Raw genomic sequence first — 23982 nt, 5'->3', positions numbered from 1 at the left:
TGCTGAAGCCAGGAGAAAAGCGAGGAACGATTGACTCCAAGCTCTGCTGAAGCCGCGTGAAGTGAAAGGTCCTCATTGTTTTCATAGAGGGCCACAGCATCACGTTTGAACTGTTCGGAGTACCTAGGCATGGTGGTAGATTACCTTTCTTCCCAACCCAACCGGGCTGGATATCAGGTGTCTACCAAACAGGGGTCAGGTCCCAGCTACACCGACTACGAAGACGGACACATCTGGACCCACCGTCACCACAGCGACAAACGCCGCACCAGCGGCAAACCGCAGGCAGTGACCTATTACCAGTATTCCTACGATAGGGCTCGGCGCACAAGGCGCGGCATCGGCGAACAACTAGATAAAGCCCAGCGTGCTGTTGACGGAAAGATACCCGTCAAGCGGAATCGATACGTCAACCTCAAGGCCCCGAATAAGCAGGTCAACCACACCCTAGCCAACAAGCACCTAACCCTGGCCGGGATTAAAGGATACGAGACCTCACGCACAGACTTAAAACCCCAGGAAGTCATCGGTGCCTACCGGCGCCTGTTCACGATCGAGAAATCGTTCCGAATGGCGAAATCAGACCTGAAAGCCCGACCGATTTATCACCGTAAAGAAGACTCCATCCACCCACACCTAACCATTGTGATGGCCGCGATGGCCACAGGCCACGTGTTGGAACAAGCCTCGGGCCTGTCGTTGAAGCGATTAGTGCGAACCCTGAAGAAATACCGGACGTTTACCGTCGAAATCGCAGGCCATACCCTCCATGCACAAACCGACCTGCCCGCTGACATCCGCGAACTCACCGAAAAGCTGCCCCAACCGTCTGACTAAATTGAGCCAAGTCAGGGGCCCGCGCCGGATGGGTACGGGAACATGTCCTGGATGTTCAGTTTCTCCGCGGGAAGTTCCTTACCCTCCTCCGCGAGCGGCCCAACTGGGTTCGGCGCATTAAAGGTGCCGTTGTCCTTCCAGTACTGCTGCCAGGTCGACTCGATCTGGGCCGCGAGCTCCGGCGTGTAGCGGTGGGTGGTGTTATCGCTCGGGTTAGTCATGGTTAGACAGTGTAGTCACCGCACGGACATCTCCCCAGTTAGACCCAGCTAGACCGCATTCGGTTCCGAAGCACAGTAGTACCTAGGTGGCCTGTGCCGTCGCTTCAATCCGTTCAAGGCGCTTGCGTAAATCCACGATAACGTCTGTCTTGTTGTGAAAGATGTCGACGACAGAGCCCTCTTCATCAAAGGGCGGCTGGAAAATTTCTTCGTAGGCCACGCCACCGTTGTGAACTAGCACATCTACCAGCATCTTAATAAAGCGTATTTGGGCAGCATTGAAAGACGTATTACTGAGAAAGTCTGCAAACTGTTCCCGGACTGCCGCCTCATCAAGGCCCACCAAGCGGCGGATGAAGGCAGGAATGCTGTCCCCGCCCATGCGTTCGCGCAGCATATCAATGCTTTCCGTGGAGCCCGCGCTTCCCCTGCCGGCCTGTGCCACCACCGCCTCCAACGCAGCAACCTCCTCTGCGTTTAGCGTGCGTGCACTGCGCAACTTGATCATCGCCAAGTCGTTGGCGTGTTCCTGCAGCACTTCACGCAGCTGTTGTTCCAGCTGGGAGGGGTAGGAACCGGTGCCGGGCAACTGAGACGGCATCTCATCATCGATCGTGAGCTCACCCATCTCATCCTGGATGTCGAGGGTCACGGCATTGCGCTTTCCCTTGGGAACGAACTGAATGAGCGAACGCATGCCGATGCGGATGGTCTCGAGGTCCTCCACCGTAACGTTGGTCCACCACTCCGGATCCAGCGCGCGCTCGAGGAAGGACCGCCGCTCGGCCACCATGGGGATGGTGGAGCTTACGGCCATGAGGTCATTGGCCATCCTCTCCACTCGTTGGCGCAGTGCCGCAAACTCGGGGCTGTGATCGAGCAAGCCCACTTGGAGCTTCAGGATCACAAGGTCAAAGCGCTTTGCTGTCTCGGGCTCCTTCATCGTGTTCAGCGGCAGGTGCCCGAGATGGCGGCTCAGCTGCTCAGCTTTCTCCTCATCCACATCGTTCCAAGCGGAGCGCTCGCGGTAGCGCACGAGGATTTCCTTGTCACCGGGCCGGACCATGATGTGGCCTAGCGGTATAGACGCCGCCGAGCCGTGAAGGGAATCAGCAAGCTCGGCGCGCATCTCTGGGGCCGTAGCGTGCTTATCCAACTGAGCAAGCAACCCCACGCGGGCATCAAAGAGCTTTTCCGACAGCGACCGTGGTCGGCCCGTGGCCGAATCACGGGCTTCACCCTTGTAGAACTCGTCCACGTTGCCGCAGAAGTCGAAGATGAGGAAGTGCGTCTTGTCCATCCCCGGGCCGAAGAGGTCCGGGCGCAATCGCGTCCCTCGGCCCACCATCTGCCAGAACTTGGTGGGGGAGTAGACGGGTTTGAAGAAGACAAGGTTGACCACCTCGGGCACGTCGACGCCGGTGTCGAGCATGTCCACGGAAATCGCGATGTTGACGTCCCCGTCTGGGTCTGCGAATTCGTCCAGCGCTGACTGCGCATACTTGGTGTGAGTGGTGATCACGGAGGCACCCGTGCGCGAATACTCCGGGAACGTCGCGTCAAAGACCTGCTTGATGAGTTCCGCGTGACGTTGGGTTCGGGCGAAGATGATAGTCTTTCCCAATTGATCTCCGCCCACGCGAATCCCGTTCTCCACCACGGTTTTCAGCACCTTGCGTATGGTGTCCTTGCTAAACAGGTAACGGTTAATTTCCGCCGAAGAAACCTGACCAGGCGGATCCAAGCGCCCGCCGTCCTCGTCGGTACCCCAATCAGACGTGTCCCACGCCAGCTGCTCCTCGGGGGAAAGCTCGTCATAAGCCATGCCCCGCCGCAGGAAGAGCGAGTCCTGCCGAGCCGTCTTGAAGGGGACAAGGTTTCCGTCTGCCACGGCTTCATCGAGGCTGTACTCGAAGGACGGGGTCTTATCCTCCATCTCAAAGAGTGCATACGTGTCATGGTCAATCTCACTCTTTGGCGTCGCCGTCAGCCCCACTACGTAGGCATCGAAGTATTCCAAGATCCGTTTGAAGCGGTTGTACACGGAGCGGTGAGCCTCGTCCACGATGATGAGGTCAAAGTCGAAAGGACCGAACCTTGCCGGCTTGTCACCGTCATCCCCGATGAGATTCATCATCGTGTTGTAGGTGGTGACATACACATCACCCACCTGCTCAGGATTCTTGATGAGGTTCACGGGCGTGGACTCGGCGTACATGCTCACAAAGGCCTTGTGTGCCTGATTGACCAAGGCAGTGCGGTCTGCCAAGAACAGCACCTTGCCTACCCAGCCGGCCTGACGCAACAGCTTGGCAGTGGCCACGGCCACACGCGTCTTACCAGTTCCTGTTGCCATGACCAGCAATGCTTGGCGACGCCTCCGCGCCTCCAACGTCTCCGTCACCGCACGGATGGCCTCAAGCTGATACGTGCGGGCACCACCACCGGCAATCTCCGTGTCTACCGGCGTCTCGCTCAACAGGGCGCGCATGGTGCGCCGACCAATCATGCGGCGCAATTGCTGCGCAGTGGGGAAGCCCTCCACCTCACGGGCGGGATAGCCCGCACCAGAACCAGGAAGGTTGGCCGCATCATCGATGAGGTCGATGTGATAGCCATTAGTGCACAACATGACAGGCCGTATTCCGTATTCGCGCTCGATGCAGTCCGCGTACAGCTTCACTTGTTGGGAGCCCACACTCATGGACTCCATGGACTTCTTCGCCTCGATGACGGCCAGCGGTGTGCGGTCATCATCCCACAAGACATAGTCTGCGTAGCCGACGCCGGAGGGATTGGGCATACCGTGTAGCTCGAGCTCTCGAGTGACTGAATCATCACTAAACCCTGCTACTTCGAGCATCGGGTCAATGAGCTGTCGGCGCGTCTCGGTCTCGCTGATTGCCAAAGGCACAGCCGACGGTGCTGCCACCCCGGCGCGCTCTGCAGCGGCTGCTTGTTGCTCAGCCAACTGTTCCTCGAGGGCCTCAATCTTGGCGGCAAGCTCCTCTTCCACCTGCCGTGCAGCCGCGCGCTCTGCTTCGGCTTCTTCCTGCGCATCAGCCAGATCCGCCTTCGCCCGAAGCTCTGCGCTCCGCCGCTTAAGCTCAAACTGGGCTGCCTCACGAAGACGCTTCTCCTCCGCTTCACGTGCGGCTTCCTTGGCCTCATCGAGCAGCAGCCGGTTCTTCTTTAGCTCCTCATCCTGCTGCGCCAGCTTCTTGAGGTACGCGGCGGTCTGCGCTTGGGAGCGCCCAGCAACGTGGATGCCAGAGGCATCAGCTGCGCTCTGGCCCAGCAGGCTGGTATCAAAAGTCGCTTGCGGGCCCGGCGCGGCCTTCGGATTAGCGGAGTGGTAACGCACCGCCCACGCCATGAGGTCATACAAATGCGCTACTACTGCCCGCGCCTTCTGCGAAGTAGCCGGCGCTTGCTTGCCCTCCATGTCATCGGCGTGGGCGGCGTCATTACCGCTCTTACGCAAGATGGTCATCTTGCGCAGCATGGTCTCGTTCTTCACGCACTGAAGGAAACCACGGTCCCTGGTCATCTCCGCCAAGCTGAGGTAGCCAGTATCGCCCAAGCTCCGGAACGCCCAGATGTGATTCACCACCCGCTCCAGCACCTTGCGCGCATAGAAGCAGGAAATAACCGGGTCCGCATCCACGAACCGCTCTACCTTCAGGCACTCCTCATACGCCGTGGGCCAGACGTAACGCACGAAACCGAAGTTGCTGCTGCGGACTGGTCCGCCTGAAGCGGCTCCGCGGAAATCATGGGGTGGCGTAGGAGCATTCATTCTGGTGTTCCGATTTTATTAGGTAGGGCTTCAACATCACAGGGTGCTGACAACACGGGCCGACATCACGTCTAGCTTAGAGGTTAGTCCCGCCTCATCAATGCCAAAATAACATTCTCACCATACCGGGAAAGCAACCATTGATCTTCGCTTATCGCACTCGCCACAAATGCCTTCGAGCCTCAGACGTGAACCCTGGGAGATTCAATCGCTCGAGACTGCCTAGAAGTTCCTTTAGTTGTACGGGTGGATTACGCAAGGCATGAGCTTGTCGTACGAGGCAATCTAGGACCTCATCTGGATCGAGGTCCAATTGGTTGAGCAAGAATTCATCCGGTGTCTGCACATCAATGCCAAATCGCTGGAGCTCATCCCGCGGAAAGTCTTTGATGTTGAACGTGACAATGACATCCGCCCGACCCTGAATGGCAGCCGCGAGGACATGCGCGTCATCAGGATCTGGCAGGGAAACTACGCTTTCGAGTACTTCCCAGTCGGTGATATTGGCGTCATCAAAGAAGCCTCGCATCACTGCTATTCGCCGCTCGACGGACTCCGGCGAAAGCTCCGGATGAATCCTTTTCACCGCAAGCTGCGTTTCCTCCAGAATGCGGTCGCTCCATAGTGGGCGATAAAGCCCAGCTTCCGCTAACGACAGGAAGGTATCTGCAAGGGATACCGGCACCAGCGTGCACGCATCCAAAAGCGCTGAGAATTTAGCCACGCCGCTCCTTCTTTGCCACTTCCTTGCGGGCATCCTTGAGGATCTTCGCAAGGTCAGCTGCGTCTGCAGAATTTACGTCATAGGCCCCGGCAGCTTGGGCCTCAGACGCTAGCTCTCGCAGCGCTTTACGACGTTCAGTCCGCTGCTCATCCCGGTACTGCAGTAAGTCAACGAGTCGAACTCGCCTATGCCTGCCCCCTGATGGACGTTCGAACGCTATCGACCCGTCCTCGAGCTTCTTCACCAGTGTCGGCCTACTAATACCCAGGAAGTCGGCTGCTTCTTGTGTTGTGAGCAACTGGTCTACAGGCGCAAGAGTAATGGCCTTTCCTTGTCTCATCGCCCGGACAACGTCTGCCAGCACGCTAAATGCTTCTTCGGGCAGATTCACCGTCTGTCCGTCGGGCCCCACAAGCGCAGCAGGTCCCTCCAGCTGGTCCAGGAACCTGCTCACATCGAGCATTGCTTCTAGGTCTTGCGGCGGGAGAGTTGTGTGGGGTTGATTCCGTACGTCAGTCATGAGACCATCATAGAGCAATTCGAAATATTCGAAAGAGCAAACGCGGCTCCTACCTACTCGAAGTAATCCTCATCCACCTCAACCAGCGCTACAGTCCGCTTGACCTGCACGCCCACGCCGTAGCGGATCATCAGTTCCGCCAGCCTGTCCCCGTCGATTAAGACGACGCGTGACGCCACCGCATCCGCGTACTCCTGAGCTCTATCGGAGAATTTCGCCGTGGTCAGGAACACCCCACGGTCTGCCTGCGCGCCCTGCAGTGCCCCCACGAACGCCTGAATATCCGGACGGCCAATGCTCTTGTCCAGTCCATACCGCTTGGCCTGCACGTAAATACGGGACAGCCCCAGTGCATCCTGGTCAATAATCCCGTCGATGCCACCGTCATTGGATAGCTGCGTACGCGTGGCTTTTCCCTGGGTTCCTCCGTATCCCATGGCCATGAGCAGGTCCAGCACTGCTTGTTCAAAGAACGCCGGCTCGTTCTCATGCAGCCTAGTGAGCAGCTCACCAGCCACAAACTCATTGTTGCGAGACACACCGGTTTCCACCTGCTCTACCGGATCCAGCTCGCTCTCGGATTCTGGAAGGGCGCTTGGCTTATCGACACCCACCTCGTCCCCAGCCTTACTTCCCCGATTCCGGCCCCGCCACGTTAGTGCCGCTTCCGTGCCCGCAATCTCTCCCAACAGCTGTTTCTCCGTCATCCCTTCCGGATAACGTGCCAACAGATCACGACCAAAGTCTGTAATTTGAAAGCGTGCCCGCGCAGGCGAGGTAATGGCATTCGCCTTCTTAAGGAACGTCAACGCCCATCCAACACGGTTTTCAAAGCGCGACTGCCCGGAAACTATGGTCTCAAGCCGCTCTTCGTCAGTAATGCCCGCATAAGACGCAGTTATCTCGATGAGCTCCCGACGTCGAAGCTCAGCTCCATTCGCATTAAGGGCTTCCAGCACCGAGATCATGTAGGCTTCCCATCTTTCGATAGCCATTAGAGTTCTCCTTGGAATGCGCGGGTGGATAAGGACTGTCGGAGCTCCTCAAGAGAGGACCGCTGAATTTCGACTCTTTCTTGTTCTGACTTCAATAACTCAATTTGAAGCGATAAGGCTCTTACTTCATCTCGCGTCAGACTTGGGATCGGTGTTCGAGAAAGTTGTGACTTATTTATCGAAGCAATACCAGTTGTTTGTTTCGCTGACCTCAAGAAATGTTTCTTAGGCCTCGAACTACCAAGTATCGCAGCCAGCACTTCAGGCGTCATTACAGTCGAGTCTTTCAGAATGCGGACTCGAAAAATGTGGTTTTGATGGATGCAAATCGGGATCTCGTTATTCCACACCGTTCCTCTACCGAGCTTGTCGGGATCCCCACCTTCTGTCAGAACAATGTCGCCCGATTGCAACTGGTATCGCGATATCTCGTCATTTGTCGCGTTGATTTCCTTAATCGGATGTAGCTGAAGGAATCCATCCTTAACATTGGAAACCGAAAGGTACGGCACTATCGAGGTTGCACTCTCTTTCGAAACCTTTCTACCCTTTGTAATTCCAGATTGAATCTTGGAGATGCTACCGAGCTCAACTTCTTGATCCCCCCTTTCCTTTAGAAACTCTTCAACGACAACTCGCTTTAGAGCTTCAAGGCCTTCAACTTTCTTAATCTGCATTGAGACTAGCCGGCCGGCCTCGTCCAAAATCGCCGCGATGCGGCGCTGCTCGTTGAGGGGAGGGAGAGGGATTAGCGCCTCTGCAAGTTTCTTGGCAGAAAGGTGTTTCACCGTTACGAAGGCCGTCTTTTCCCAAATATCGCGCAATGGAAATTGCAGCGCATGAAACAAGTAACTATCTGTAATGCGCTGTTCATCTGCCGATACTCTACAAACCCGTTGGTTAAGAAGCGCTGGCGCAGATTTCCATCTCGCATAATTAAAGTCGCCATCCATGCCAACCAGAATCTCCCCTGGTTGGATGAGGTATTTCTTGTCCCATACTCCCGAATAGTAGGTGCTTGTTGAACCTGAAACCACGTCCCGAATCCGGATGATTGGCATTTCTCCTTCGGCACCAAAGTCTTTGGAGGAAAAGGCGAACCCATTCAAGATTTCCACGACATCCCCCAACCGCACCATCGGCCAGTCATGCCTTGCAGTGCTTGCCATGTTATTTCCCCTCGCTGAGCATGACCTTGAGGTTGGCAAGGCCTTGGGTGATGTCGCGGTCGAGTTCTTCGATCTCGGCAATGATGTCCATAGGGTCGCGGGTTTCTTGTGCTTCGAGGACGATCTCCTTGTAGCGGTTCATGGAGAGGTCGTAGTCGGCTTGGGCGATTACCTCTTTGGGCACGGTGAAGGAGTAGTCCGTGCGGGCGCGCTCACGCTCGTCGGTGGTGCGGGAGTGCCAGCGGGCAACCACGTCCGGAAGGTTGTTGAGCTTCAGCTGCTCGTCGGTGAGAGTGACGGGAGTGGGGTCTTCGGCAAGCGCGGGATCGCTAAGGTCCTGGATGTGGGAGGTAGGAGAGGGGCCGAGCAAGGGGCGCTCGAGAAGCGGAGTGCGCTTGTCATCCAGGGAGTAACCATCCGCGGTGACGTCATAGAACCACACCTCATCGGTACCGCCGGAATCCGTGCGGGTAAAGCACAGGACAGCGGTGGACACCCCCGAGTAGGGCTTGAACACGCCGGAGGGAAGCTTGATGACAGCATCTAGACGCTGATCCTCAACCAAGGTTTTGCGAAGGGCTTTGTGCGCCTTGGTGGAGCCGAAGAGGACGCCTTCAGGGACAATCACCGCGGCGCGACCACCCGGCTTGAGTAGTTGCAGGAAGCGGTGGACAAAGAGGATCTCCGTCTTCTTGGCCGTCGTCACCGACTTGAGTTTGGGATCGATGGCGTCCTTATCCAGGCTACCAGCAAAAGGCGGGTTAGCCAGGACGAGGTCGAAGTCCTCAAACGTCGTGAGTAGCTTCTGCAGGGAGTCGTGGTGGGAGATGTTGGGATCTTCAAAACCATGCATGAACATGTTCATCGCCGCGATGCGCACCATGGTCTTGTCAAAGTCGAAGCCCGTCAGGCCCTCATCGGTAAACGTGGTGCGCGTTTCCTTGTTAAATAGGTCCTCGCGGTGATGAAGGGCAATCCAATCATTGGCGGCCACCAGGAAGCCTGCGGTGCCGCAGGCTGGGTCGATGATGCGCTGCTGTGGTGTGGGCTCCATGAGCGCGACGATGAGCTCGATGATGTGGCTGGGCGTGCGGAACTGGCCGTTCGTACCCGAGGTTGACAGCTTGTCCAGCATGTACTCATACAAGTCGCCCTTCATGTCCTTGTTCGAGAAGTGCAGCTGGTCAATGAGCTCCATGACGCGTGAGAGCGTCGCTTCAGATTCGATCTCGAATGAGGCGTTGGCCATGTGTTCCTGGAAGCCCGTCCCGCCCATCTCCTTGATGAAGGGGAAGACCTTAGTGATGATGGTGGCTTTGCGGCGGGCAATGTCACGGTCTTCGATGAGGTTGCGCCACCGCAGATCCTGTTGGCTGGCATCAAAGATGTCTTCCGTCGCGGTGGGATCCCCCAGCGCCCGGCGCTTATCAATCTGGACCTGGCGCTCGTCGAGGTCCTTGATAAAGAGCAGGTAGGTGAACTGCTCAATGACGGAAACAGGGTTGGAAATGCCGCCGGACCAAAAGGTGTCCCAAATGCGGTCGACGTTGTTTTTGAGGGCGCCGGTAATCATGTACTTCAGGGTAGCTGTTGCAGCCATTGAGACAGCTATACGGGAAGGCTCAGCCCGCGTAGCGCGAAAAGATGATCCTTCTCTCATTCCATTGATGGATACCCCAGTGGGGTATAGGCTTGAGTCAACATAATCGGACCTATTCGGAAGACTTATGAAACGCCTCATTTCTCTTGCGGCTGTGTGCGCCGCAGCCATCACCTTGTCCGCCTGCTCCACGGAGAGCCCCGGCCCGAGCGAAGCCTCGAAGAGCGCCGCTTCCAGCACCGACATCCAACAGGTGCCTGCCGAGGAGATCCTCGCCGAGTTCGATCTCGAAGGGTTGGATGGCCCGGAGATCATCGACAAGCTGGACCACATGCCCAAGGAGGAGCGCCCTAGCGATCTGCACGCCTCCGTGCTGCCGAACGAGCTAGTCCTCACTGCCGAGCAGGGCCAAGCATCCCTGCCCTTGCCGGAGGACAAGTTCTACGTCTCCATCGCGCCGTACATGACCCAGACCCATGACTGCTTCAACCACTCCCTGACCACCTGCACTGGTGAGCTCAGCAAGGAAGACATCCACGTCACCATCACGGATGACGAAGGAAACGAGCTGGTCAACGAAGACACGACGACCTTTGACAACGGCTTCATTGGCTACTGGCTGCCCGCCGACAAAAAGGGCACCATCACCGTCGAGAAGGACGGCAAGACCGGTGAGGTTCCCCTAGACACCACCGAGGAGGGCGCAACCTGCATCACCACCCTGCAGATGACCTAATCCGCTCATTCATTCACCACGGTGAATCCCACCTCCTGGGGTTCACCGTTTGTCGTTTTATGGTGTCCATGCAGTGCTTGCCGACGTCAACAGTGTTCTGGGCAAGTCCCCATACGGCCACTCCCTGAAGAACATCTCCGAGCAGGCTATTTCCCACGGCAAGTCCGCTGGTGCCGTCAGCTCTGTTCCGTTTAGCCACGCCACCCCGTCGGCGCCGGCTTCCTGGGCGCTGGCATCGCTGCCGCCATCCTCGGCGCTATCGCTACCTACCTGCAGTCCATGGGCATCGTGAAGGTTGACTTCGCCGCTCTGCAGAGGATGTTCCGCTAAGCACTCAGCGCTTCACACTAGAGGATGCGCTGAGCATTCAGCCCCAAGCAAGCCCTTCGCTTTTAAAGCGGAGGGCCTTTGCCGTTCACGCACTTCGCGTCTTCTCCCTCTACTGGGAGGACTCCTCTAGGCAGTCATACAGAAAGTCCATCAAAGCTGTGGCATCGTCGGCCCGGAAAAGTTCATCAAGTGCAAGGTTGAACTCCAGCTGCCTCGCGTGGGGGATATTCAATGCGCTGTATCCATGACTCAGTAAGAGACCGGACGCCACAAGCCGTGCGGTTCGCTTGTTTCCATCGAAGTAAAACTGGCTACGCGTGGCAGAGCAGAAATAGGCCAACGCTTGCTCGACTGGGTTTTCAAGCCCTTGGAGGGACACCAGCAAATCGGCATGGGCTTCACCCAATTCATCAGCAGGGTCGAAAGGGATGAACCCGCCATCCATGAGCCGCACTCCACCGCCGTCTCCCTCTGCGTCGCCTTCACCACGGAAAAGTCCGGCATCGAGCAACGTGCGGACTTCTGGGAGGGTAAACGTGTTTCCTTCCAGCGCGACGGCATTCCACACCAAGTCAGGAAGTTGCTTGGTGAGTCGGAATAACGCGCGCTCGGTTCCCAACTCCACAATGTGAGGTCGCTCGTGGTGCTCCCAGCTCACTCGGCTCGTCGCTCTTCCCATCACCTATGCCCCTCCCACATAGTTTTCTGCGCACACATCAATGGCAAGCTGATGCGGTGATACGTAGTGTATTCCGGCTTCATTCGTTGCGCCGGTGAGCTCTTCACCAGCGACAGGCACGAGGGTGATTCCTCCGGATACGGGCTCAGCACTCGCGCGAATCCGAGTGGGCAACGAGGGCACGATGTCTGCTGGATTCGTGCACCAAATCAATGTTGATCGAGGTTCTTCTTCACCAGCGATCTGCCCCGCGACTCGTTGAGCTGCAAAAGCTCCCGACATCGCCCATGGTTGCCCGCTCGCATCAACCGCTGAGGCAAGCGTTATAGGATTCGCTGGTAAAAAGTGAAGAGCCCCGTGGCGGTCATAGGGATTGGATGCCCATGCGCCTCGTTCTATGAGCGCCTGATAGTCACCGTCTTCGCCTGGAGCGTCGCCCCACTGTACGAAGCGGTCAATCCACCCTTTAACGTCTGCTTCTTCGCTGCTGAGCTCCCCCAGGAGAACTCGGACTGCTGTCGCGGCCGCGGCATCACTCATGCGGTGTACCTGTACGGAAACCTCGTATCCGAGCACGCGCATTACCTTCTCCAAGCCAGCCAAACTCGGTTGAGCTGTCCCACGCATCCACAGGTTGAGCGTATTTCGTGAGACCCCCGAACGCCGCGACACTTCGCTCAGGCTCAGCGGGCTCTTCTTGAGGAGTTGTACTGGGTCCATGGCCCTACTATAGCTAGCTGTCCTATCAATAGGACACCTGTCCTACGCATAGGACAGGTGATACTTTTACCAGCGACATGGCAACAGCACCCCACGGTGTCCTATGATGAAGCAAATGAGCGCGGAGATTTATTCACTTCCCACAACACCGTTGGTCACCACTGACCTCACCGAACAGGGTCCCCGGATTTCACTGCGCCGGGGAAGCAACATCCTCATGCTGGAGCTGCCGGCTACCTATCCTGAGGCAGATCTGTCTGATCCGCGGTGGGTGGTCAAGTCTCACTTCATCGATCGCCCCCATTCGGTGCGTGAATTCGCCACCGAAGAACCGCTGGAAGTCGGCATCCCTGGGCCTTTTACCCGCATCGAGGTAACCTTGCGCGATGGCGATGAGGACCTCATCGAGACCGTCACCTTCACCGGCATCACCGATGAGGCGCCGTTCATCGTCTATGACCGCACCATGCTCATCGCGCCGCAGGGCACGCTGGAGGCCGCTGAGCCCCTCGGCATCTGGGCCGGCTGGGAAGTGGGCCCGCTGCCGGAGCGGGTGGAGGTGCCGCAGAGAGAACCGGTGGACGTCGCCAAGCACAGCGATTTTGAGTGGGACTTTGACGTCGCCATCCTGCCCAACGCCCGGGGCCTCGATAACGAGCCCGTGTTCACTAAGTCGCCGCGCGTGCACCTCATCGCGGAAGGGGAGTGGCGCATCGATCTCACTTACGCGCCTCTCGGCGGCGAGCAGGAGGAGATTTCGGAGCAGACCTTCGACGCAGGCATCGCCGAGCCTTTCCCGGGTGACCTCTACGAAGACCCGTGGGTGGGCCGCTACAAGGTGTCGCTGTGGCACGACGATGAGCTTGTCGACGTCCGCTTCATCTCCCTCGCCGAGGGCCTCCACATGCGCGCCACCAACGACGGCCCGCGCGGCATGGATTTCCGCATCATCGACGCCCTCGGTACGCACTCGGCCTTCAGCTACACGCTCGCCTCTCCGCCAAAGAAGCCCATCGCGCTGGAGAAGGGCCTTCGCACCCTCGAGGACACCGAGGTCTCTCGCCGCGAGGTCGTGGCAAGTGAAGCCGGCTATGAGCTGGAATTCGATGTCTGGCCCGAGGCTTTGTTCAGCCGCGTCAAGCGCATCGGCCTAGAGCCCACCGAGCACTCCGATAAACCAGTGATTTTCGCCGGTCAGCTCGATCAGGACGACATGTTTACCGTCCACTCGCCACGCCCGCTGCCGCTGGCGAAGTTCGTCACCATCGACGGCCGCCAGAAAATCAAGGAGCTGGCGCGCACCTCGAGGACCACGCAGGCGGTCACCAGCCTCGCCGTCCCCAACGCCGCGCTGGCCAACGCCGTGCGCAAACAGCCAACGGCAGAGCTCTTCCTCATGTGGTCCACACTGTCCTACGAGGACTACCTGGACTCCCTCCCAGCGGGGGAGCGCGAGGCTCACCAGGCCCGCAGCTTGGAGCGACGCATCGTCGAGTACGAAGCTTCCGCATCCACCAGCCTGATCTATGCAGCGCTGGCCACCGTCCGAAAGTCCCCATTCGTCAGCCGCGGCCTGCTTAATGGCGATGAAATCATCATTGAACAGAACGCAGAACCGCAGGCAGATTTAGTGGGCTGGGCCTGGCCATTGGCCGAGCCCACGGTGGCGCCTACCCAACTCACACCCACCGAAGAGGGGTTTGAGCTGCCCGCCGACCTTGCTGAGCAGGGCTCGCTGCTTGTCGACGTCCGCGAGCTCCGCGCCTCCTCCAACCTCGCCGCCCCTGCACGCCCCTCCAGCGCCTCCATTGTGATCACGCCAGAAGGCTCACCGGCGGCACTCGCATCAAAGGACTGGACCCCGGAGCAGCTCTGGGACACCTTCCGCGCGCTCCACGTGCTCTCCCAGCGCAGCCCCAACCCCAAACTGCAGGCGATGTTCGACAGCACCATCGACCGCCTGCGCGCCCAACCGGAGGCCGCGGTCCACGCTCTAGCGCGCACCGGCGTCAGCGTGAACCAACAAGCCCGCTCGCTTGCGCGCACGCGCTTGTTCCACTCCCCGCTGGAGGCCGCCGCCGAGTCCGGCGTCGATAGCTACCTGGATCTCCTCCTCGATCCTTCAGCCAGCGAGAACCCCGAGCTCACCGCCGTGCGCGAGTCCGGCGCAGATGGTCTGACCCGCCCGATGCTGCTCAATGCCGCGACCATTCACAGCCCCACACCGCCCGTCGATGATCTGATGGGGGAGGCCGGCCGCGTCGCCGCGCTGCGTGAGTGCTTTGCCAACAACGGCGCCCTCGATGCGCTGGGCACCATCGAGCACCTGCGCAACGACGCCACGGCACTGGCCTCGCTGGTGCAAAACGCGGGCGTTGACATGTCCGTTAGCCACACCCTCATCGCGTTGGGCGCCTTTGCCAGCGGAAACACCGCCGACGAGCTCAATGCCGCTGCGTGGATGCCCTATATTTCCTATGCCTTCGCCCTGGCCTCCCGCGCTGCGGCGAACGACATCATCATGGAAAGCCCGCTGCTCAAGGAAGACATGCCCATGCTTGCCGACGTCCTCCCGCTTGCCCCCCGCCTCTTCTTCTACGACCTCGTGACGGCCGAAGCTCTCTTCCGCGATCGCGACATGTGAGCGCGTGAGGTGCGCCACAATAGGTGAGCATGAAGGTTATCTCCACGAACGTCGCTGTCCGCCGCCCCGAGCCGCATGGGCGACACGAGTACACGGGCATCGATAAGCAGCCACGCCCCTTCCTGGACCTGGAGATACCTGGGCCCAACTACGGTGACGGCTCCGGCGTGGTTGGGGATTCCATCGGTGACCACGCCCACCACGGCGGTGCCGAGAAGGCCGTCTACGCTTATGCCCGCGAGGAGCTCGACTACTGGGAGGGCACGCTCAACCGCGTGCTGCGTGACGGCTACTTCGGGGAGAACCTCACCACAGAAGGGATTTCCTGGCCGAATATGCTGATCAACCAGCAGATTCAGGTGGGGGAGTGCGTGCTCGAAGTGTCTATCCCGCGCACACCCTGCGCCACCTTCTCCGGTTGGATGGACGAGCCCGGCTGGCTCAAGTCCTTCACTGAGCGTGGCGATTGCGGTTCCTACCTGCGCATCATCGAGCCTGGCCGCATCACTTCTGGCGATGAGATTACGCTCATCGGCCGCCCCGACCATGACATCACCATGGGCATGGCCTTTGCCGCCAAGATGGGGGACAAGGAGCTAGCCCGGCGCGTCGTCGACGCCGACTGCCTTGCCCCAGTCCACCACGATCAGCTGGTTAAGCGCCTGCAGCCCCGCGGTTAGCTAGCCATTCATAGGTTGTCGCTTGTGAACCGCGCGTGCCATCCATACGCACGAATCGTGCCTTCACCAGTGACTTCAGCGCATATCGGACCTGCGCTCGAGTAAGGTTTGTGGCTGTTTCTATTTCGCCGATAGACAGCGGTTGTGCCGCCGTACGCAGCGCCTCCGCTACGCGCGGGGCGTTAACACCCAGGCGTTCCAAGGTCACTGGTGCATCCACTCGTCGTTCCGGGCCGGTGCCTGATTCCTCCTTGCGTAGTGGCTCCCAGATACGGGCCTCTCCACGAGTGTCCGGCCGCCACATCTTCACCGTAAATTGCACGCCAGAATCTATCAGGTCAGGCTCCGGTAGTCCTTGCTCTCGCGCGGCATCCAGCATGAGCTGCACGCCGCCGCCTTCGCCTTCAATAACAAAAGAGCCATCGTCTGCTTTGAGATATCGGCACAGTCTATAGAGCCGCTGGTTAATCTCCTGGCGCGCCAGATCTCTCGACTTGAGCTGTTCAACCGTCAGATCCCGTAGGCCTCCTGGACTGGAGATAACCATCTTGTCCGGTAGTAGGCGGACATCAATCGATTTACCCGCACCCAACGTATTTGGCCCAAGATCACGGTGCACCAATGCATTAGCCACGGCCTCTCGAATGGCCGGAAGGGGAAGTTCAGGAACTTCCACCATTGATCCGTCCTCTCGATATCGCCGTACGGCGGCTAAACGTTGCCTTACCCATCCCATTACCGAGTTCAACAGCACCGGAACGGGCCCCTCAAAGGTCTCCAACCCCAGCACTCGCCCGTGCTTCGAACCATTTGGTAGCCTTTGCGCCACCGTTACTGCTAAGGAGGGAAAATGTCCTTGGGGATAGAAACCCAGCGCATACAGGCCAGCAAGGGTCAGCTCTCCAGTCGCGGTCGTCACCGCTAGCGCCCGTAAGACGTCCTCATCTTGAGTAAGTCCCGATAGTCGCCGATTCTTTTTCCGCGCCTGAACCAAGAAATCTTGCACCACGTCGCTATCTAGGTCTGCAAGGCTCGTGCCTTCCACAATCGTCGTGTCATAGGACACTGCCTCTTCGGCATGCAGCTTTGCCACGTCCATCATGCGCAGCTCCGAGGCACTCATACGGTAGTCCCCATCAGCCATTCGAAGATACGCTTCTCCCCTGTAGCTAGCAGGCTTATCAATAATCGGAAGACCCGTAACCTCCGCAATCACGACATGCGTGCCATCTATTGCCACACTGTCGGTATGCACTGTGACTGGAGGGGTGATGGCATGACGCGCCTGCGAGGCCAGAGCAGCCTCCATCTCCGAAGGATTCTCAATGCCAGTGACAATGAATCCTTCCTTCTCATTGACACCGAGAATGATAAGGCCGCCACTCGGCATGTTTGCGAACGCGCACAATGTCTGCGGTAGAGAGTCCGGAATGCCCCCTTGAGCGGTTTTGACCTCGACTGTTGTTGAATCACCGCCGCGCAACTCAAGCTCAGCCAATAGCTCTCTCAGCTGATTCTCGGACCAATTGTTCACGATGAATACCCGCCCTCAATGTTAACAATGACGGCTCAATGCTAACTTCATTCCTCTTCAATGACAAGAGTTCTCATTGATCTTCCCATTGAGGTGTCATTGACATTCTCATTGAGGCCAAATTATGGCCCTGAAACCCCGTATGTTTAAGCTTTATCTAGCGCATAAACCGCAATGAGTGGTTGGATAAGAGTTATCCAACCACTCATTTGCTGTCTGACGAATGGATAGCCTCTACAAGCCTCACTACGTTACCGAGAGCTGGATCCCCGAATCAGGCTCCGGCACTCCCCGGCGCGATAAGGCCGGAGGCCCTTTTTAGGTCTATGTCCCTGACCATCTTGTAAGTAAGGCATGGAGTTTTCCCCAGAGCTCACCAGCCGGGCAGCACGTATCGAGCGAGAGATCTTGGATCTCAACCGTCATGCTGCTTCTGGCCAGTTGGAGTCTGTGGCCCGCTTACTCATGCGTTCTGAGGCGATTTCTTCCTCACGCATTGAAGGTATTGCGCCCAACGTCGACAAGGTTGTCCTCGCGGAACTCGCCCAAAAGGAGGAAGTCCGCGGCTTTAAGGAAAGCGCGGAAGAGGTTGCGCGTAACCTCACCGTTCTGTGTTCCATTGAGAAGAGCTTTGCCACCGAACCAACATCTCCATCGGCCTTCTTGAAAAGCTCCAAAGAGAGTTGATGGGGGAGAAGGGCTCTATCCCCACTGGTCTTCGCACTATTCAGAACTGGATTGGTGGAAGTAACCACACACCCATTGGGGCCGAGTTCATCCCAGCGCCCCCAGGCCTAGTCCATGACCTCGTGGACGACTTATGTCTTTACCTCGATGGCGCTTCGCACGGTGCTCTCATCCAGGCCGCAATTGCTCACGCTCAGTTTGAAACGATTCATCCCTTTGCAGACGGCAACGGGCACGTTGGCCCTGCTCTCATTCATGGAATTCTTCTGCGCCGCGGGCTTACGAAGTACACCATTCTGCCGGTAAGCCTCCTCCTCGGTACGCGGTCCAAATCGAAAGCTACCTGCCTTTTCGCACCATCGAGCGTTGTAAAATCCTCACCATGGAGCGCACGTATAAGTGGGAGCATGTCGAGACTCCCCTCATCCGGAACGAGGCCGCAGTTCATTTTTTAGGAGCCGGTTTGACCGCTTCCGGAGTGCAATACGGCGATGGATACGAGGCCACGTGGGAGCTGCGCGCCGCGGAGAACTGGATGACCGAACGTGTGTCGGTGAACGTTGAAGGCGACGGATGGGGGCGAAGCCTCGAGCTGTTAAGGTCCGAACAAGGCGTGTGGTCGGCGGAAACCAATGAAGAGGGCGCCCAGCCTGAAGAGCTGCCCTCCCCCGGTATCGTCCAGTCAGCCGACCTGAAAGCCGCACTCGATTGCGATCTCGGTCTGTGCCCTCTCACCAACACAATGCCTATTCGTCGCTTGACGCTGCTTGAGACTCAGGTTCCGAAAACGCAGCTGATCATGGCTTGGATTGATATGCCGTCCCTCCAGGTGATCGCATCAGACCAGTACTACAGCTCCGTCGATGCTGAAACTGTCCGATACAAAAGCGGAACACGGGGAGTCGACGTCGAGTTGGAGGTCGACGGTGACGGAGTGGTCGTACACTACCCTGATCTCGCACGGCGGGTCTGATCCGGAAACAACTCTAACTAAGCTGGGCGGTATGAACGACCTGACCATCGCGCCTGGCCCAGGGATCCCCGGGGGTCTGGTCATCGTCGCCGCCGACCTGACGGAGCGGTTCGCGAAGTCGTCGGGACCAGGCGGCCAAGGCGTCAATACTACGGACAGCAAAGTGCAGCTTTCCGTCGATATCGCTACGTGCTCATCGCTTTCCGACGCCCAGCGTCGCCGCGCCCTCCACAACCTCGAACACCGCCTAGACGGCACCGTCCTTACCGGTACCGCATCGACCCAGCGATTGCAGGTACGCAACCGCGCCGAGGCACGAGGTCGCATGGCCGCCCTCTTGTGCGAGGCGCTCGCTCCGCCTCCTCCTCCGCGGCGCAGGACCAAGCCGACGCAGAGCTCGGTGCGACGCCGTCTCGAAGCGAAAAAGCGGCGCTCGGAGCTCAAGTCCACGCGACGGCGGCCCCAAATTCCCTAGTTCGAACCATCCGCGTGCATATCCTCACGCAGACGGACCTGGTTCGGGTAACCGCTACGCTGAGACAGCTTGGACTGGTTGAATCCGCTCGATTTCCGAGAGGATCTTGTCTTCCGCCACGTCCAAGTCATATTGAGCCTGTAACCCGAGCCAGAACTGGGGGCTCATTCCGAAAACTTCGCTAGACGAAGGGCCGTGTCAGCGGTTACAGCGCGCTTACCGTGAACAATTTCGTTGATCCGGCGGGGCAGAACGCCGATGGAGACGGCGAGCTTGTGCTGGGTGAGCCCCATTCCTTTGAGAAAGTCCTCCATGAGGATCTCACCGGGGTGAACCGGAGGGAGCTTGTCAGTGGTAGTCAACGATCTCAACCTCCTCTGTCCCCGCGGCGGACCACCGAAAACAGATCCGCCACTGGTCGTTGATGCGAATACTATGTTGACCCCTGCGATCGCCTTTGAGCGCCTCAAGCCGGTTTCCCGGGGGAATCCGTAACTCATCAAGAGTCTGCGCGTACCCAAGCTGGCGCAGCTTCCACATACGCTCAGTGTCCTTGTCAGCGAACGACTGGATCCGGCTTGACCCTATCCCCCATAACGCGAAGCGTCAATAACGCTATACGTTAAATTTGAACTCCACGGTATGTAGTTGCAAAGTTACTTTCTCGTTAGCCTGCAACAATCAGAAAACTGTAATTACGTCAGCACACAGAGAACATATGGGCGCATGGAAACACGTAAAGGTTTTGCGGGATGGCGTGGACGTCAACGTGAAGATTCTGGAGAACCTCGCCGCCCACGTCGCTCCCGCGTTGGGTGGCAGCCGAACCACAAAGGATCAGTCATCTGCTATCCCATCGACTAATTCCTGCAGGTCGCAGGACCTTCGCGCAACCGTCAGTTCAGTGCATTTTGAATAGTTCAGCACACGTTGTATTGTTCAGCACATGCTGACTATTGCTTCGCGCCTCGACGTCATGAACCGGCTCGGCCGGGCCATGGCTGATCCGACGCGTTCCCGAATCCTGATGACCCTACTCGACGGTCCGGGCTACCCGGCCGAGATTTCGCAAAGCTTGGATCTGACCCGCTCGAACGTCTCGAACCACCTGTCCTGCCTACGCGATTGCGGCATCGTCGTCGCTGAGCCGGAGGGCCGTAAGACCCGCTACGAAATTGCCGATCCGCACCTCGCGGCGGCGCTCGAAGCGCTGGTCAACGCGACACTGGCCGTCGACGAGAATGCCCCCTGCATCGACACTGAGTGCTCGGTGCCCGGCTGCGGCGAGAAAGGAACGGACGCATGAGTTCAGCATGTGGATGCGAACACGAACCCGCCACGGAGATCGAAGAGCTCGATCGGCCATGGTGGAAAGACCCCGAGCTACTGCTACCGATCTTCTCCGGTGTAGCCCTCATTACAGGACTGGCGCTGGACTGGTCCGACTTGGAGACGCCCGCAACGGTACTGTATTGGCTTGGCCTGCTGCTGGGCGCTTATACGTTCGCACCTGGAGCGATCCGGAACCTTGTCACGAAGCGCAAGCTCGGCATTGGCTTGCTTATGACGATCAGCGCGGTCGGCGCGGTGATCCTTGGTTTCGTCGGAGAGGCCGCGGCGCTGGCGTTCCTGTACTCGATCGCCGAGGCGCTTGAAGACAAGGCGATGGACCGGGCCCAAGGCGGACTGCGGGCACTGTTGAAACTGGTACCGCAAACCGCGACCGTGCTGCGCGACGGTACGACGGCCGAGGTCGCTGCGAAGGACCTTGAGGCTGGCGAGCTGATGCTCGTGCGCCCCGGGGAGCGGATCGCCACGGACGGCATCATTCGGTCCGGACGCTCCAGCCTTGACACCTCAGCGATCACCGGAGAATCCATTCCGGAGGAGGTTGCGCCCGGCGACGAGGTACCCGCGGGAGCGATCAACTCCGCCGGTGTGCTGGAGGTCGAGACGACCGCAGCTGGAACGGACAACTCGCTGACCACACTCGTCGATCTCGTCGAGAAGGCGCAGGCGGAGAAGGGTGACCGCGCCCGGATCGCCGACCGGATTGCCCGACCCCTAGTGCCCGGGGTGATGATCCTGGCGGTGCTGGTCGGTGTGATTGGCTCGCTGCTGGGCGACCCCGAGACGTGGATCACCCGTGCGCTGGTGGTCCTGGTCGCAGCGTCGCCGTGCGCGCTGGCAATCTCCGTGCCGCTGACGGTCGTGGCCGCGATCGGCGCGGCCAGCCAGTTCGGAGTAGTCATCAAGTCCGGCGCGGCGTTCGAGCGACTCGGCGGCATCCGTCACCTAGCGGTAGACAAGACCGGAACCCTTACCCGCAACCAGCCCGAGGTTACCGGAGTGGTCCCGGCAGACGGATTCGATCGGGCGCAGGTGCTTTCCTTCGCGGCGGCGGTTGAGCAGCAATCGACGCACCCCCTCGCCGCGGCGATCGTGGCAGCGGAGCCCGAAGCGCCCACCGCCTTGGATATCAGCGAGGAAGCCGGTCATGGCATCGGCGGCACCGTCGAAGGCCGACGGGTGCTGGTCGGCAGCCCCCGATGGATCGACGCCGGGCCACTGAAGGCGGACGTTGAGCGTATGGAGTCCGAAGGCCAGACCTGCGTCCTAGTCACCGTCGATAACGCTCTCGCCGGGGCGATCGGGGTGCGCGACGAGTTGCGGCCCGAGGTGCCCGATGCCGTGCAATCCCTGCACGACAACGACGTGGAAGTGAGCATGCTCACCGGCGATAACACTCGCACCGCCCGGGCGCTGGCTGAAATCGCTGGAATCGACGACGTGCGCGCCGAGCTGCGACCGGAGGACAAGGCAAGCATCGTTGCCGAACTCTCCTCCAAGACGCCGACGGCGATGATCGGCGACGGCATCAACGACGCGCCGGCACTGGCGGGCGCAACGGTGGGCATTGCGATGGGAGCAACCGGCTCTGACGCCGCGATCGAGTCCGCTGACGTCGCCTTCACCGGCCACGACCTCCGGCTGATCCCGCAGGCGCTGCAGCACGCCCGCCGAGGCAGCAGGATCATCAACCAAAACATCGTGCTGTCTCTGGCCATCATCATCGTGTTGATGCCACTGGCGATCAGCGGTGTACTGGGCCTGGCCGCCGTCGTGTTGGTACACGAAGTCGCCGAAGTCATCGTGATCTTGAACGGCCTGCGGGCTGCACGAGCGAAACGCTGAGGCTGTGACCGGCAAGTCTTATAAGGGTTGAACCACGCGCCGAGCGCACACACACGTTGGACCAGGCGAGTCATTCGAGTTCACCGCCTGGTCCTTCTCGATGCGTGCAGGCACGGGAACTGTGGGTGAACCTAATAGTTCAACGGCCTGATACCGCTTGCAGATTCTTCACACGAGGTAGCGGAATGGACCGAGGCCGAACGAAAACCGGAGTTAGAGACAGCGCTCTTCAACCTACCCCCAATAACGCGAAACGTCATTAACGCCTCGCGTTACACGTTGAACTTGAACTCGACGCAGACGACATCCTCAGCCTGCTCGACCTCGCAGACCGCTAGCTCGCCAGCAGCCGCTTTGACACGAAGCTCCCACCGCCTACCGGGCGCGCAGTTCCACGGGCACAGCCTTAAAGTTTGCGGATACGCTCTGCATCAGCCACGATGTTTTGCGTGAGCTTCTCCGCTTCAAGGCCACTCAAGTCGCAGCTGTCGAAGCGGGCCAGCCAATCAGCACGAATGGCGGGGGAGTCGAACCAGGTTGCGCGCTCGGCTTCAATATCCTCGATACCGCTCAAGGTGCGGCCGTCGCGGGTGCGGATCTCGAGGTCGTCGACAAGCGGGGCAATCGCTTGAAGCCCTGGGACGATGGCCTTAAAGCCCGACGTATGGGAAACCTCATTGGTCCAGCGCGGGTAGCGGCTCACGCGCTGCGCCTCCAGGTAGCGCTGGACGACACCGAGCCTGGAGACCTCCTGCGCCACCGCCAAGCCCACGACCCTCACGCGGAAACCCGCGGAGCGAAACTTGGCTATCTCACCCGCGATGAATTCCGGGTTGGACAGCGTGTTCTCAATGATGAGGGAGTGGCCGTGCTGCCGGCCATCCTCGATCAGCGAGGACATCCAATAGGGGACCGGACCGTTGGTGAGCACATCCATGCGCAGGGGGTCGCGCTCCATGATTTCGTCGAGGGCGGGGTGATATTTGCGTAATTCATCCGAATCTAGAACGACGTGGTCATCCGTGAGCATCTCAATCACCGAGGATTTTCCCGACGCTGGTTGCCCTGCGACGTAGATGACCTCAGGTTCCGCGGACGGCTGGCGAAAGAGATACGCGATACGCCGCTCAAGGACGCGGCGTTTAAAAGCATCATCGACCGGAAAATCCGCAGCCTTCAGCACTGTCACGCCACCTTTGCGCGGGTTTCAAGCTCATCGAGCAAGCGAGCAAAGAATTCCGCTGCGGCACGGATTTCCTCAAGGTCGGTGTTATCAACACCACTCACAATGCGCTGGACAAAATCCTCTTGTGCAGTCCAATACTTAATTTCTAGCTCACTGTCGGTCGCAAGCTGCTGGTGGAAATAGGCAGCTTTCAGCGAGGACGCAACCTCCTTCATTGCGTCGAAGGCTGCGTACTCGATCTCCGGGACGTTGGCGGTGCTCATGGCGCTTAGAATAGC

General features: G+C 58.9%; 24 protein-coding genes and 2 pseudogenes. 11 read left to right on the top strand and 15 right to left on the bottom strand.

Translation table 11 applies throughout. From position 1 onward, the window contains the following. The coding region (locus HMPREF3153_RS12940; protein WP_246817137.1) for a transposase at positions 1 to 131 on the bottom strand (131 nt) is incomplete at its 3' end. Between HMPREF3153_RS12940 and HMPREF3153_RS00995 the strand changes: the two genes are divergently transcribed. Further along, positions 130 to 837, top strand: coding sequence for an IS1634 family transposase (locus tag HMPREF3153_RS00995; RefSeq protein ID WP_210385536.1), 708 nt, complete (start codon positions 130 to 132; stop codon positions 835 to 837). The genes HMPREF3153_RS12940 and HMPREF3153_RS00995 overlap by 2 nt on opposite strands. A gap of 17 nt (positions 838 to 854) precedes the next feature. Here HMPREF3153_RS00995 and HMPREF3153_RS00990 read toward each other — a convergent pair. The 7 genes and pseudogenes from HMPREF3153_RS00990 to HMPREF3153_RS00960 all read right to left on the bottom strand — a co-directional run. Further along, a pseudogene (locus HMPREF3153_RS00990) lies at positions 855 to 1058 on the bottom strand (hypothetical protein); the annotation flags it as partial. A gap of 82 nt (positions 1059 to 1140) precedes the next feature. Next, on the bottom strand, positions 1141 to 4857 hold the full coding sequence (locus HMPREF3153_RS00985) for a type I restriction endonuclease subunit R (protein ID WP_246817136.1): 3717 nt from the start codon (positions 4855 to 4857) through the stop codon (positions 1141 to 1143). A gap of 151 nt (positions 4858 to 5008) precedes the next feature. After that, positions 5009 to 5581 carry a PIN domain-containing protein gene (locus HMPREF3153_RS00980; protein WP_180298575.1) on the bottom strand — a complete coding sequence of 191 codons (573 nt, stop codon included), beginning with the start codon at positions 5579 to 5581 and terminating at the stop codon, positions 5009 to 5011. Then, a complete protein-coding gene (locus tag HMPREF3153_RS00975) occupies positions 5574 to 6101 on the bottom strand; it encodes an excisionase family DNA-binding protein (RefSeq protein ID WP_049146285.1) in 528 nt (175 codons plus the stop codon). The genes HMPREF3153_RS00980 and HMPREF3153_RS00975 overlap by 8 nt, the downstream gene beginning before the upstream one ends. Before the next feature lie 53 nt (positions 6102 to 6154). Next, entirely contained in the window at positions 6155 to 7096 is a 942-nt protein-coding gene (locus tag HMPREF3153_RS00970; RefSeq protein ID WP_049152044.1) for a restriction endonuclease, read from the bottom strand. Then, positions 7096 to 8265 (bottom strand): restriction endonuclease subunit S, encoded by a 1170-nt coding sequence (locus HMPREF3153_RS00965; RefSeq protein WP_083280909.1) that lies wholly within the window; start codon positions 8263 to 8265, stop codon positions 7096 to 7098. Before HMPREF3153_RS00965 ends, HMPREF3153_RS00970 begins: the two co-directional genes overlap by 1 nt. Before the next feature lies 1 nt (position 8266). Continuing rightward, entirely contained in the window at positions 8267 to 9865 is a 1599-nt protein-coding gene (locus HMPREF3153_RS00960; protein WP_246817135.1) for a type I restriction-modification system subunit M, read from the bottom strand. 127 nt (positions 9866 to 9992) lie between these two features. Between HMPREF3153_RS00960 and HMPREF3153_RS00955 the strand changes: the two genes are divergently transcribed. Next, the gene (locus tag HMPREF3153_RS00955; protein WP_005530825.1) at positions 9993 to 10601 is read left to right on the top strand and encodes a CueP family metal-binding protein; all 609 of its coding nucleotides are present in this window, start codon (positions 9993 to 9995) and stop codon (positions 10599 to 10601) included. Positions 10602 to 10650: 49 nt separating this feature from the next. After that, entirely contained in the window at positions 10651 to 10893 is a 243-nt protein-coding gene (locus HMPREF3153_RS00950) for a hypothetical protein (protein WP_129721127.1), read from the top strand. A 147-nt stretch (positions 10894 to 11040) separates the two neighbouring features. Here the strand turns inward: HMPREF3153_RS00950 and HMPREF3153_RS00945 are convergent, their stop codons facing one another. Further along, positions 11041 to 11589 (bottom strand): Fic family protein, encoded by a 549-nt coding sequence (locus HMPREF3153_RS00945; RefSeq protein WP_236251903.1) that lies wholly within the window; start codon positions 11587 to 11589, stop codon positions 11041 to 11043. Positions 11590 to 11613: 24 nt separating this feature from the next. Continuing rightward, positions 11614 to 12330 carry a helix-turn-helix domain-containing protein gene (locus tag HMPREF3153_RS00940; RefSeq protein WP_070419774.1) on the bottom strand — a complete coding sequence of 239 codons (717 nt, stop codon included), beginning with the start codon at positions 12328 to 12330 and terminating at the stop codon, positions 11614 to 11616. 115 nt (positions 12331 to 12445) lie between these two features. Between HMPREF3153_RS00940 and HMPREF3153_RS00935 the strand changes: the two genes are divergently transcribed. Together HMPREF3153_RS00935 and HMPREF3153_RS00930 are read left to right on the top strand one after the other, a co-directional pair. Continuing rightward, the gene (locus HMPREF3153_RS00935) at positions 12446 to 14974 is read left to right on the top strand and encodes a hypothetical protein (RefSeq protein ID WP_246817134.1); all 2529 of its coding nucleotides are present in this window, start codon (positions 12446 to 12448) and stop codon (positions 14972 to 14974) included. 29 nt (positions 14975 to 15003) lie between these two features. After that, entirely contained in the window at positions 15004 to 15654 is a 651-nt protein-coding gene (locus tag HMPREF3153_RS00930; RefSeq protein WP_070419772.1) for an MOSC domain-containing protein, read from the top strand. On the opposite strand, the gene HMPREF3153_RS00925 is transcribed toward HMPREF3153_RS00930, so the two are convergent. Continuing rightward, positions 15629 to 17188, bottom strand: coding sequence for an ATP-binding protein (locus HMPREF3153_RS00925; RefSeq protein WP_070419771.1), 1560 nt, complete (start codon positions 17186 to 17188; stop codon positions 15629 to 15631). The genes HMPREF3153_RS00930 and HMPREF3153_RS00925 overlap by 26 nt on opposite strands. Positions 17189 to 17542: 354 nt before the next feature. Here HMPREF3153_RS00925 and HMPREF3153_RS12935 point away from each other — a divergent pair, with 354 nt between their 5' ends. From HMPREF3153_RS12935 to arfB, 4 genes are read left to right on the top strand one after another with little or no spacing between them, the layout of a single operon-like run. Further along, the gene (locus HMPREF3153_RS12935; protein ID WP_005530810.1) at positions 17543 to 17875 is read left to right on the top strand and encodes a Fic/DOC family N-terminal domain-containing protein; all 333 of its coding nucleotides are present in this window, start codon (positions 17543 to 17545) and stop codon (positions 17873 to 17875) included. After that, the gene (locus HMPREF3153_RS12930) at positions 17875 to 18330 is read left to right on the top strand and encodes a Fic family protein (protein ID WP_034657303.1); all 456 of its coding nucleotides are present in this window, start codon (positions 17875 to 17877) and stop codon (positions 18328 to 18330) included. Before HMPREF3153_RS12935 ends, HMPREF3153_RS12930 begins: the two co-directional genes overlap by 1 nt. Continuing rightward, positions 18258 to 18848: a putative glycolipid-binding domain-containing protein gene (locus HMPREF3153_RS00915; protein ID WP_210385535.1), complete on the top strand. Its 591-nt coding sequence runs from the start codon at positions 18258 to 18260 to the stop codon at positions 18846 to 18848. Before HMPREF3153_RS12930 ends, HMPREF3153_RS00915 begins: the two co-directional genes overlap by 73 nt. Before the next feature lie 31 nt (positions 18849 to 18879). Further along, positions 18880 to 19323: an alternative ribosome rescue aminoacyl-tRNA hydrolase ArfB gene (arfB, locus tag HMPREF3153_RS00910; RefSeq protein WP_070419769.1), complete on the top strand. Its 444-nt coding sequence runs from the start codon at positions 18880 to 18882 to the stop codon at positions 19321 to 19323. A gap of 54 nt (positions 19324 to 19377) precedes the next feature. On the opposite strand, the pseudogene HMPREF3153_RS00905 reads toward arfB, so the two are convergent. Continuing rightward, a pseudogene (locus tag HMPREF3153_RS00905) lies at positions 19378 to 19637 on the bottom strand (HigA family addiction module antitoxin). A gap of 34 nt (positions 19638 to 19671) precedes the next feature. Continuing rightward, entirely contained in the window at positions 19672 to 19863 is a 192-nt protein-coding gene (locus tag HMPREF3153_RS00900; RefSeq protein ID WP_200896708.1) for a type II toxin-antitoxin system RelE/ParE family toxin, read from the bottom strand. 406 nt (positions 19864 to 20269) lie between these two features. On the opposite strand from HMPREF3153_RS00900, the gene HMPREF3153_RS00895 reads away from it, so the two are divergent. Then, a complete protein-coding gene (locus HMPREF3153_RS00895) occupies positions 20270 to 20629 on the top strand; it encodes a Cd(II)/Pb(II)-sensing metalloregulatory transcriptional regulator CmtR (RefSeq protein WP_005530797.1) in 360 nt (119 codons plus the stop codon). Further along, entirely contained in the window at positions 20626 to 22518 is a 1893-nt protein-coding gene (locus HMPREF3153_RS00890) for a heavy metal translocating P-type ATPase (protein WP_070419768.1), read from the top strand. Before HMPREF3153_RS00895 ends, HMPREF3153_RS00890 begins: the two co-directional genes overlap by 4 nt. Positions 22519 to 22924: 406 nt before the next feature. On the opposite strand, the gene HMPREF3153_RS00885 is transcribed toward HMPREF3153_RS00890, so the two are convergent. Together HMPREF3153_RS00885 and HMPREF3153_RS00880 are read right to left on the bottom strand one after the other, a co-directional pair. Continuing rightward, positions 22925 to 23707 (bottom strand): zeta toxin family protein, encoded by a 783-nt coding sequence (locus HMPREF3153_RS00885; protein ID WP_246817133.1) that lies wholly within the window; start codon positions 23705 to 23707, stop codon positions 22925 to 22927. Continuing rightward, positions 23704 to 23967 (bottom strand): hypothetical protein, encoded by a 264-nt coding sequence (locus tag HMPREF3153_RS00880; RefSeq protein WP_061925390.1) that lies wholly within the window; start codon positions 23965 to 23967, stop codon positions 23704 to 23706. The genes HMPREF3153_RS00885 and HMPREF3153_RS00880 overlap by 4 nt, the downstream gene beginning before the upstream one ends. Positions 23968 to 23982 lie beyond the last annotated feature (15 nt).

Source organism: Corynebacterium sp. HMSC06C06 (assembly GCF_001807295.1).
Classification (GTDB): Bacteria; Actinomycetota; Actinomycetes; order Mycobacteriales; family Mycobacteriaceae; genus Corynebacterium; species Corynebacterium striatum.
The sequence above is the reverse complement of the archived record's forward strand: the minus strand, read 5'-3'. Positions and strand labels throughout refer to the sequence as shown.

What these genes read in the sequence shown, in the direction of transcription:
- HMPREF3153_RS00880 (WP_061925390.1), bottom strand. Translation starts at nt 23,967, where the DNA reads ATGAGCACCGCCAACGTCCCGGAGATCGAGTACGCAGCCTTCGACGCA.
- HMPREF3153_RS00960 (WP_246817135.1), bottom strand. Translation starts at nt 9,865, where the DNA reads ATGGCTGCAACAGCTACCCTGAAGTACATGATTACCGGCGCCCTCAAA.
- HMPREF3153_RS12935 (WP_005530810.1), top strand. Translation starts at nt 17,543, where the DNA reads ATGGAGTTTTCCCCAGAGCTCACCAGCCGGGCAGCACGTATCGAGCGA.
- arfB (WP_070419769.1), top strand. Translation starts at nt 18,880, where the DNA reads ATGAACGACCTGACCATCGCGCCTGGCCCAGGGATCCCCGGGGGTCTG.
- HMPREF3153_RS12930 (WP_034657303.1), top strand. Translation starts at nt 17,875, where the DNA reads ATGGGGGAGAAGGGCTCTATCCCCACTGGTCTTCGCACTATTCAGAAC.
- HMPREF3153_RS00915 (WP_210385535.1), top strand. Translation starts at nt 18,258, where the DNA reads ATGGAGCGCACGTATAAGTGGGAGCATGTCGAGACTCCCCTCATCCGG.
- HMPREF3153_RS00890 (WP_070419768.1), top strand. Translation starts at nt 20,626, where the DNA reads ATGAGTTCAGCATGTGGATGCGAACACGAACCCGCCACGGAGATCGAA.
- HMPREF3153_RS00975 (WP_049146285.1), bottom strand. Translation starts at nt 6,101, where the DNA reads ATGACTGACGTACGGAATCAACCCCACACAACTCTCCCGCCGCAAGAC.
- HMPREF3153_RS00985 (WP_246817136.1), bottom strand. Translation starts at nt 4,857, where the DNA reads ATGAATGCTCCTACGCCACCCCATGATTTCCGCGGAGCCGCTTCAGGC.
- HMPREF3153_RS00900 (WP_200896708.1), bottom strand. Translation starts at nt 19,863, where the DNA reads ATGTGGAAGCTGCGCCAGCTTGGGTACGCGCAGACTCTTGATGAGTTA.
- HMPREF3153_RS00940 (WP_070419774.1), bottom strand. Translation starts at nt 12,330, where the DNA reads ATGGACCCAGTACAACTCCTCAAGAAGAGCCCGCTGAGCCTGAGCGAA.
- HMPREF3153_RS00955 (WP_005530825.1), top strand. Translation starts at nt 9,993, where the DNA reads ATGAAACGCCTCATTTCTCTTGCGGCTGTGTGCGCCGCAGCCATCACC.
- HMPREF3153_RS00930 (WP_070419772.1), top strand. Translation starts at nt 15,004, where the DNA reads ATGAAGGTTATCTCCACGAACGTCGCTGTCCGCCGCCCCGAGCCGCAT.
- HMPREF3153_RS00995 (WP_210385536.1), top strand. Translation starts at nt 130, where the DNA reads ATGGTGGTAGATTACCTTTCTTCCCAACCCAACCGGGCTGGATATCAG.
- HMPREF3153_RS00895 (WP_005530797.1), top strand. Translation starts at nt 20,270, where the DNA reads ATGCTGACTATTGCTTCGCGCCTCGACGTCATGAACCGGCTCGGCCGG.
- HMPREF3153_RS00965 (WP_083280909.1), bottom strand. Translation starts at nt 8,265, where the DNA reads ATGGCAAGCACTGCAAGGCATGACTGGCCGATGGTGCGGTTGGGGGAT.
- HMPREF3153_RS00970 (WP_049152044.1), bottom strand. Translation starts at nt 7,096, where the DNA reads ATGGCTATCGAAAGATGGGAAGCCTACATGATCTCGGTGCTGGAAGCC.
- HMPREF3153_RS00935 (WP_246817134.1), top strand. Translation starts at nt 12,446, where the DNA reads ATGAGCGCGGAGATTTATTCACTTCCCACAACACCGTTGGTCACCACT.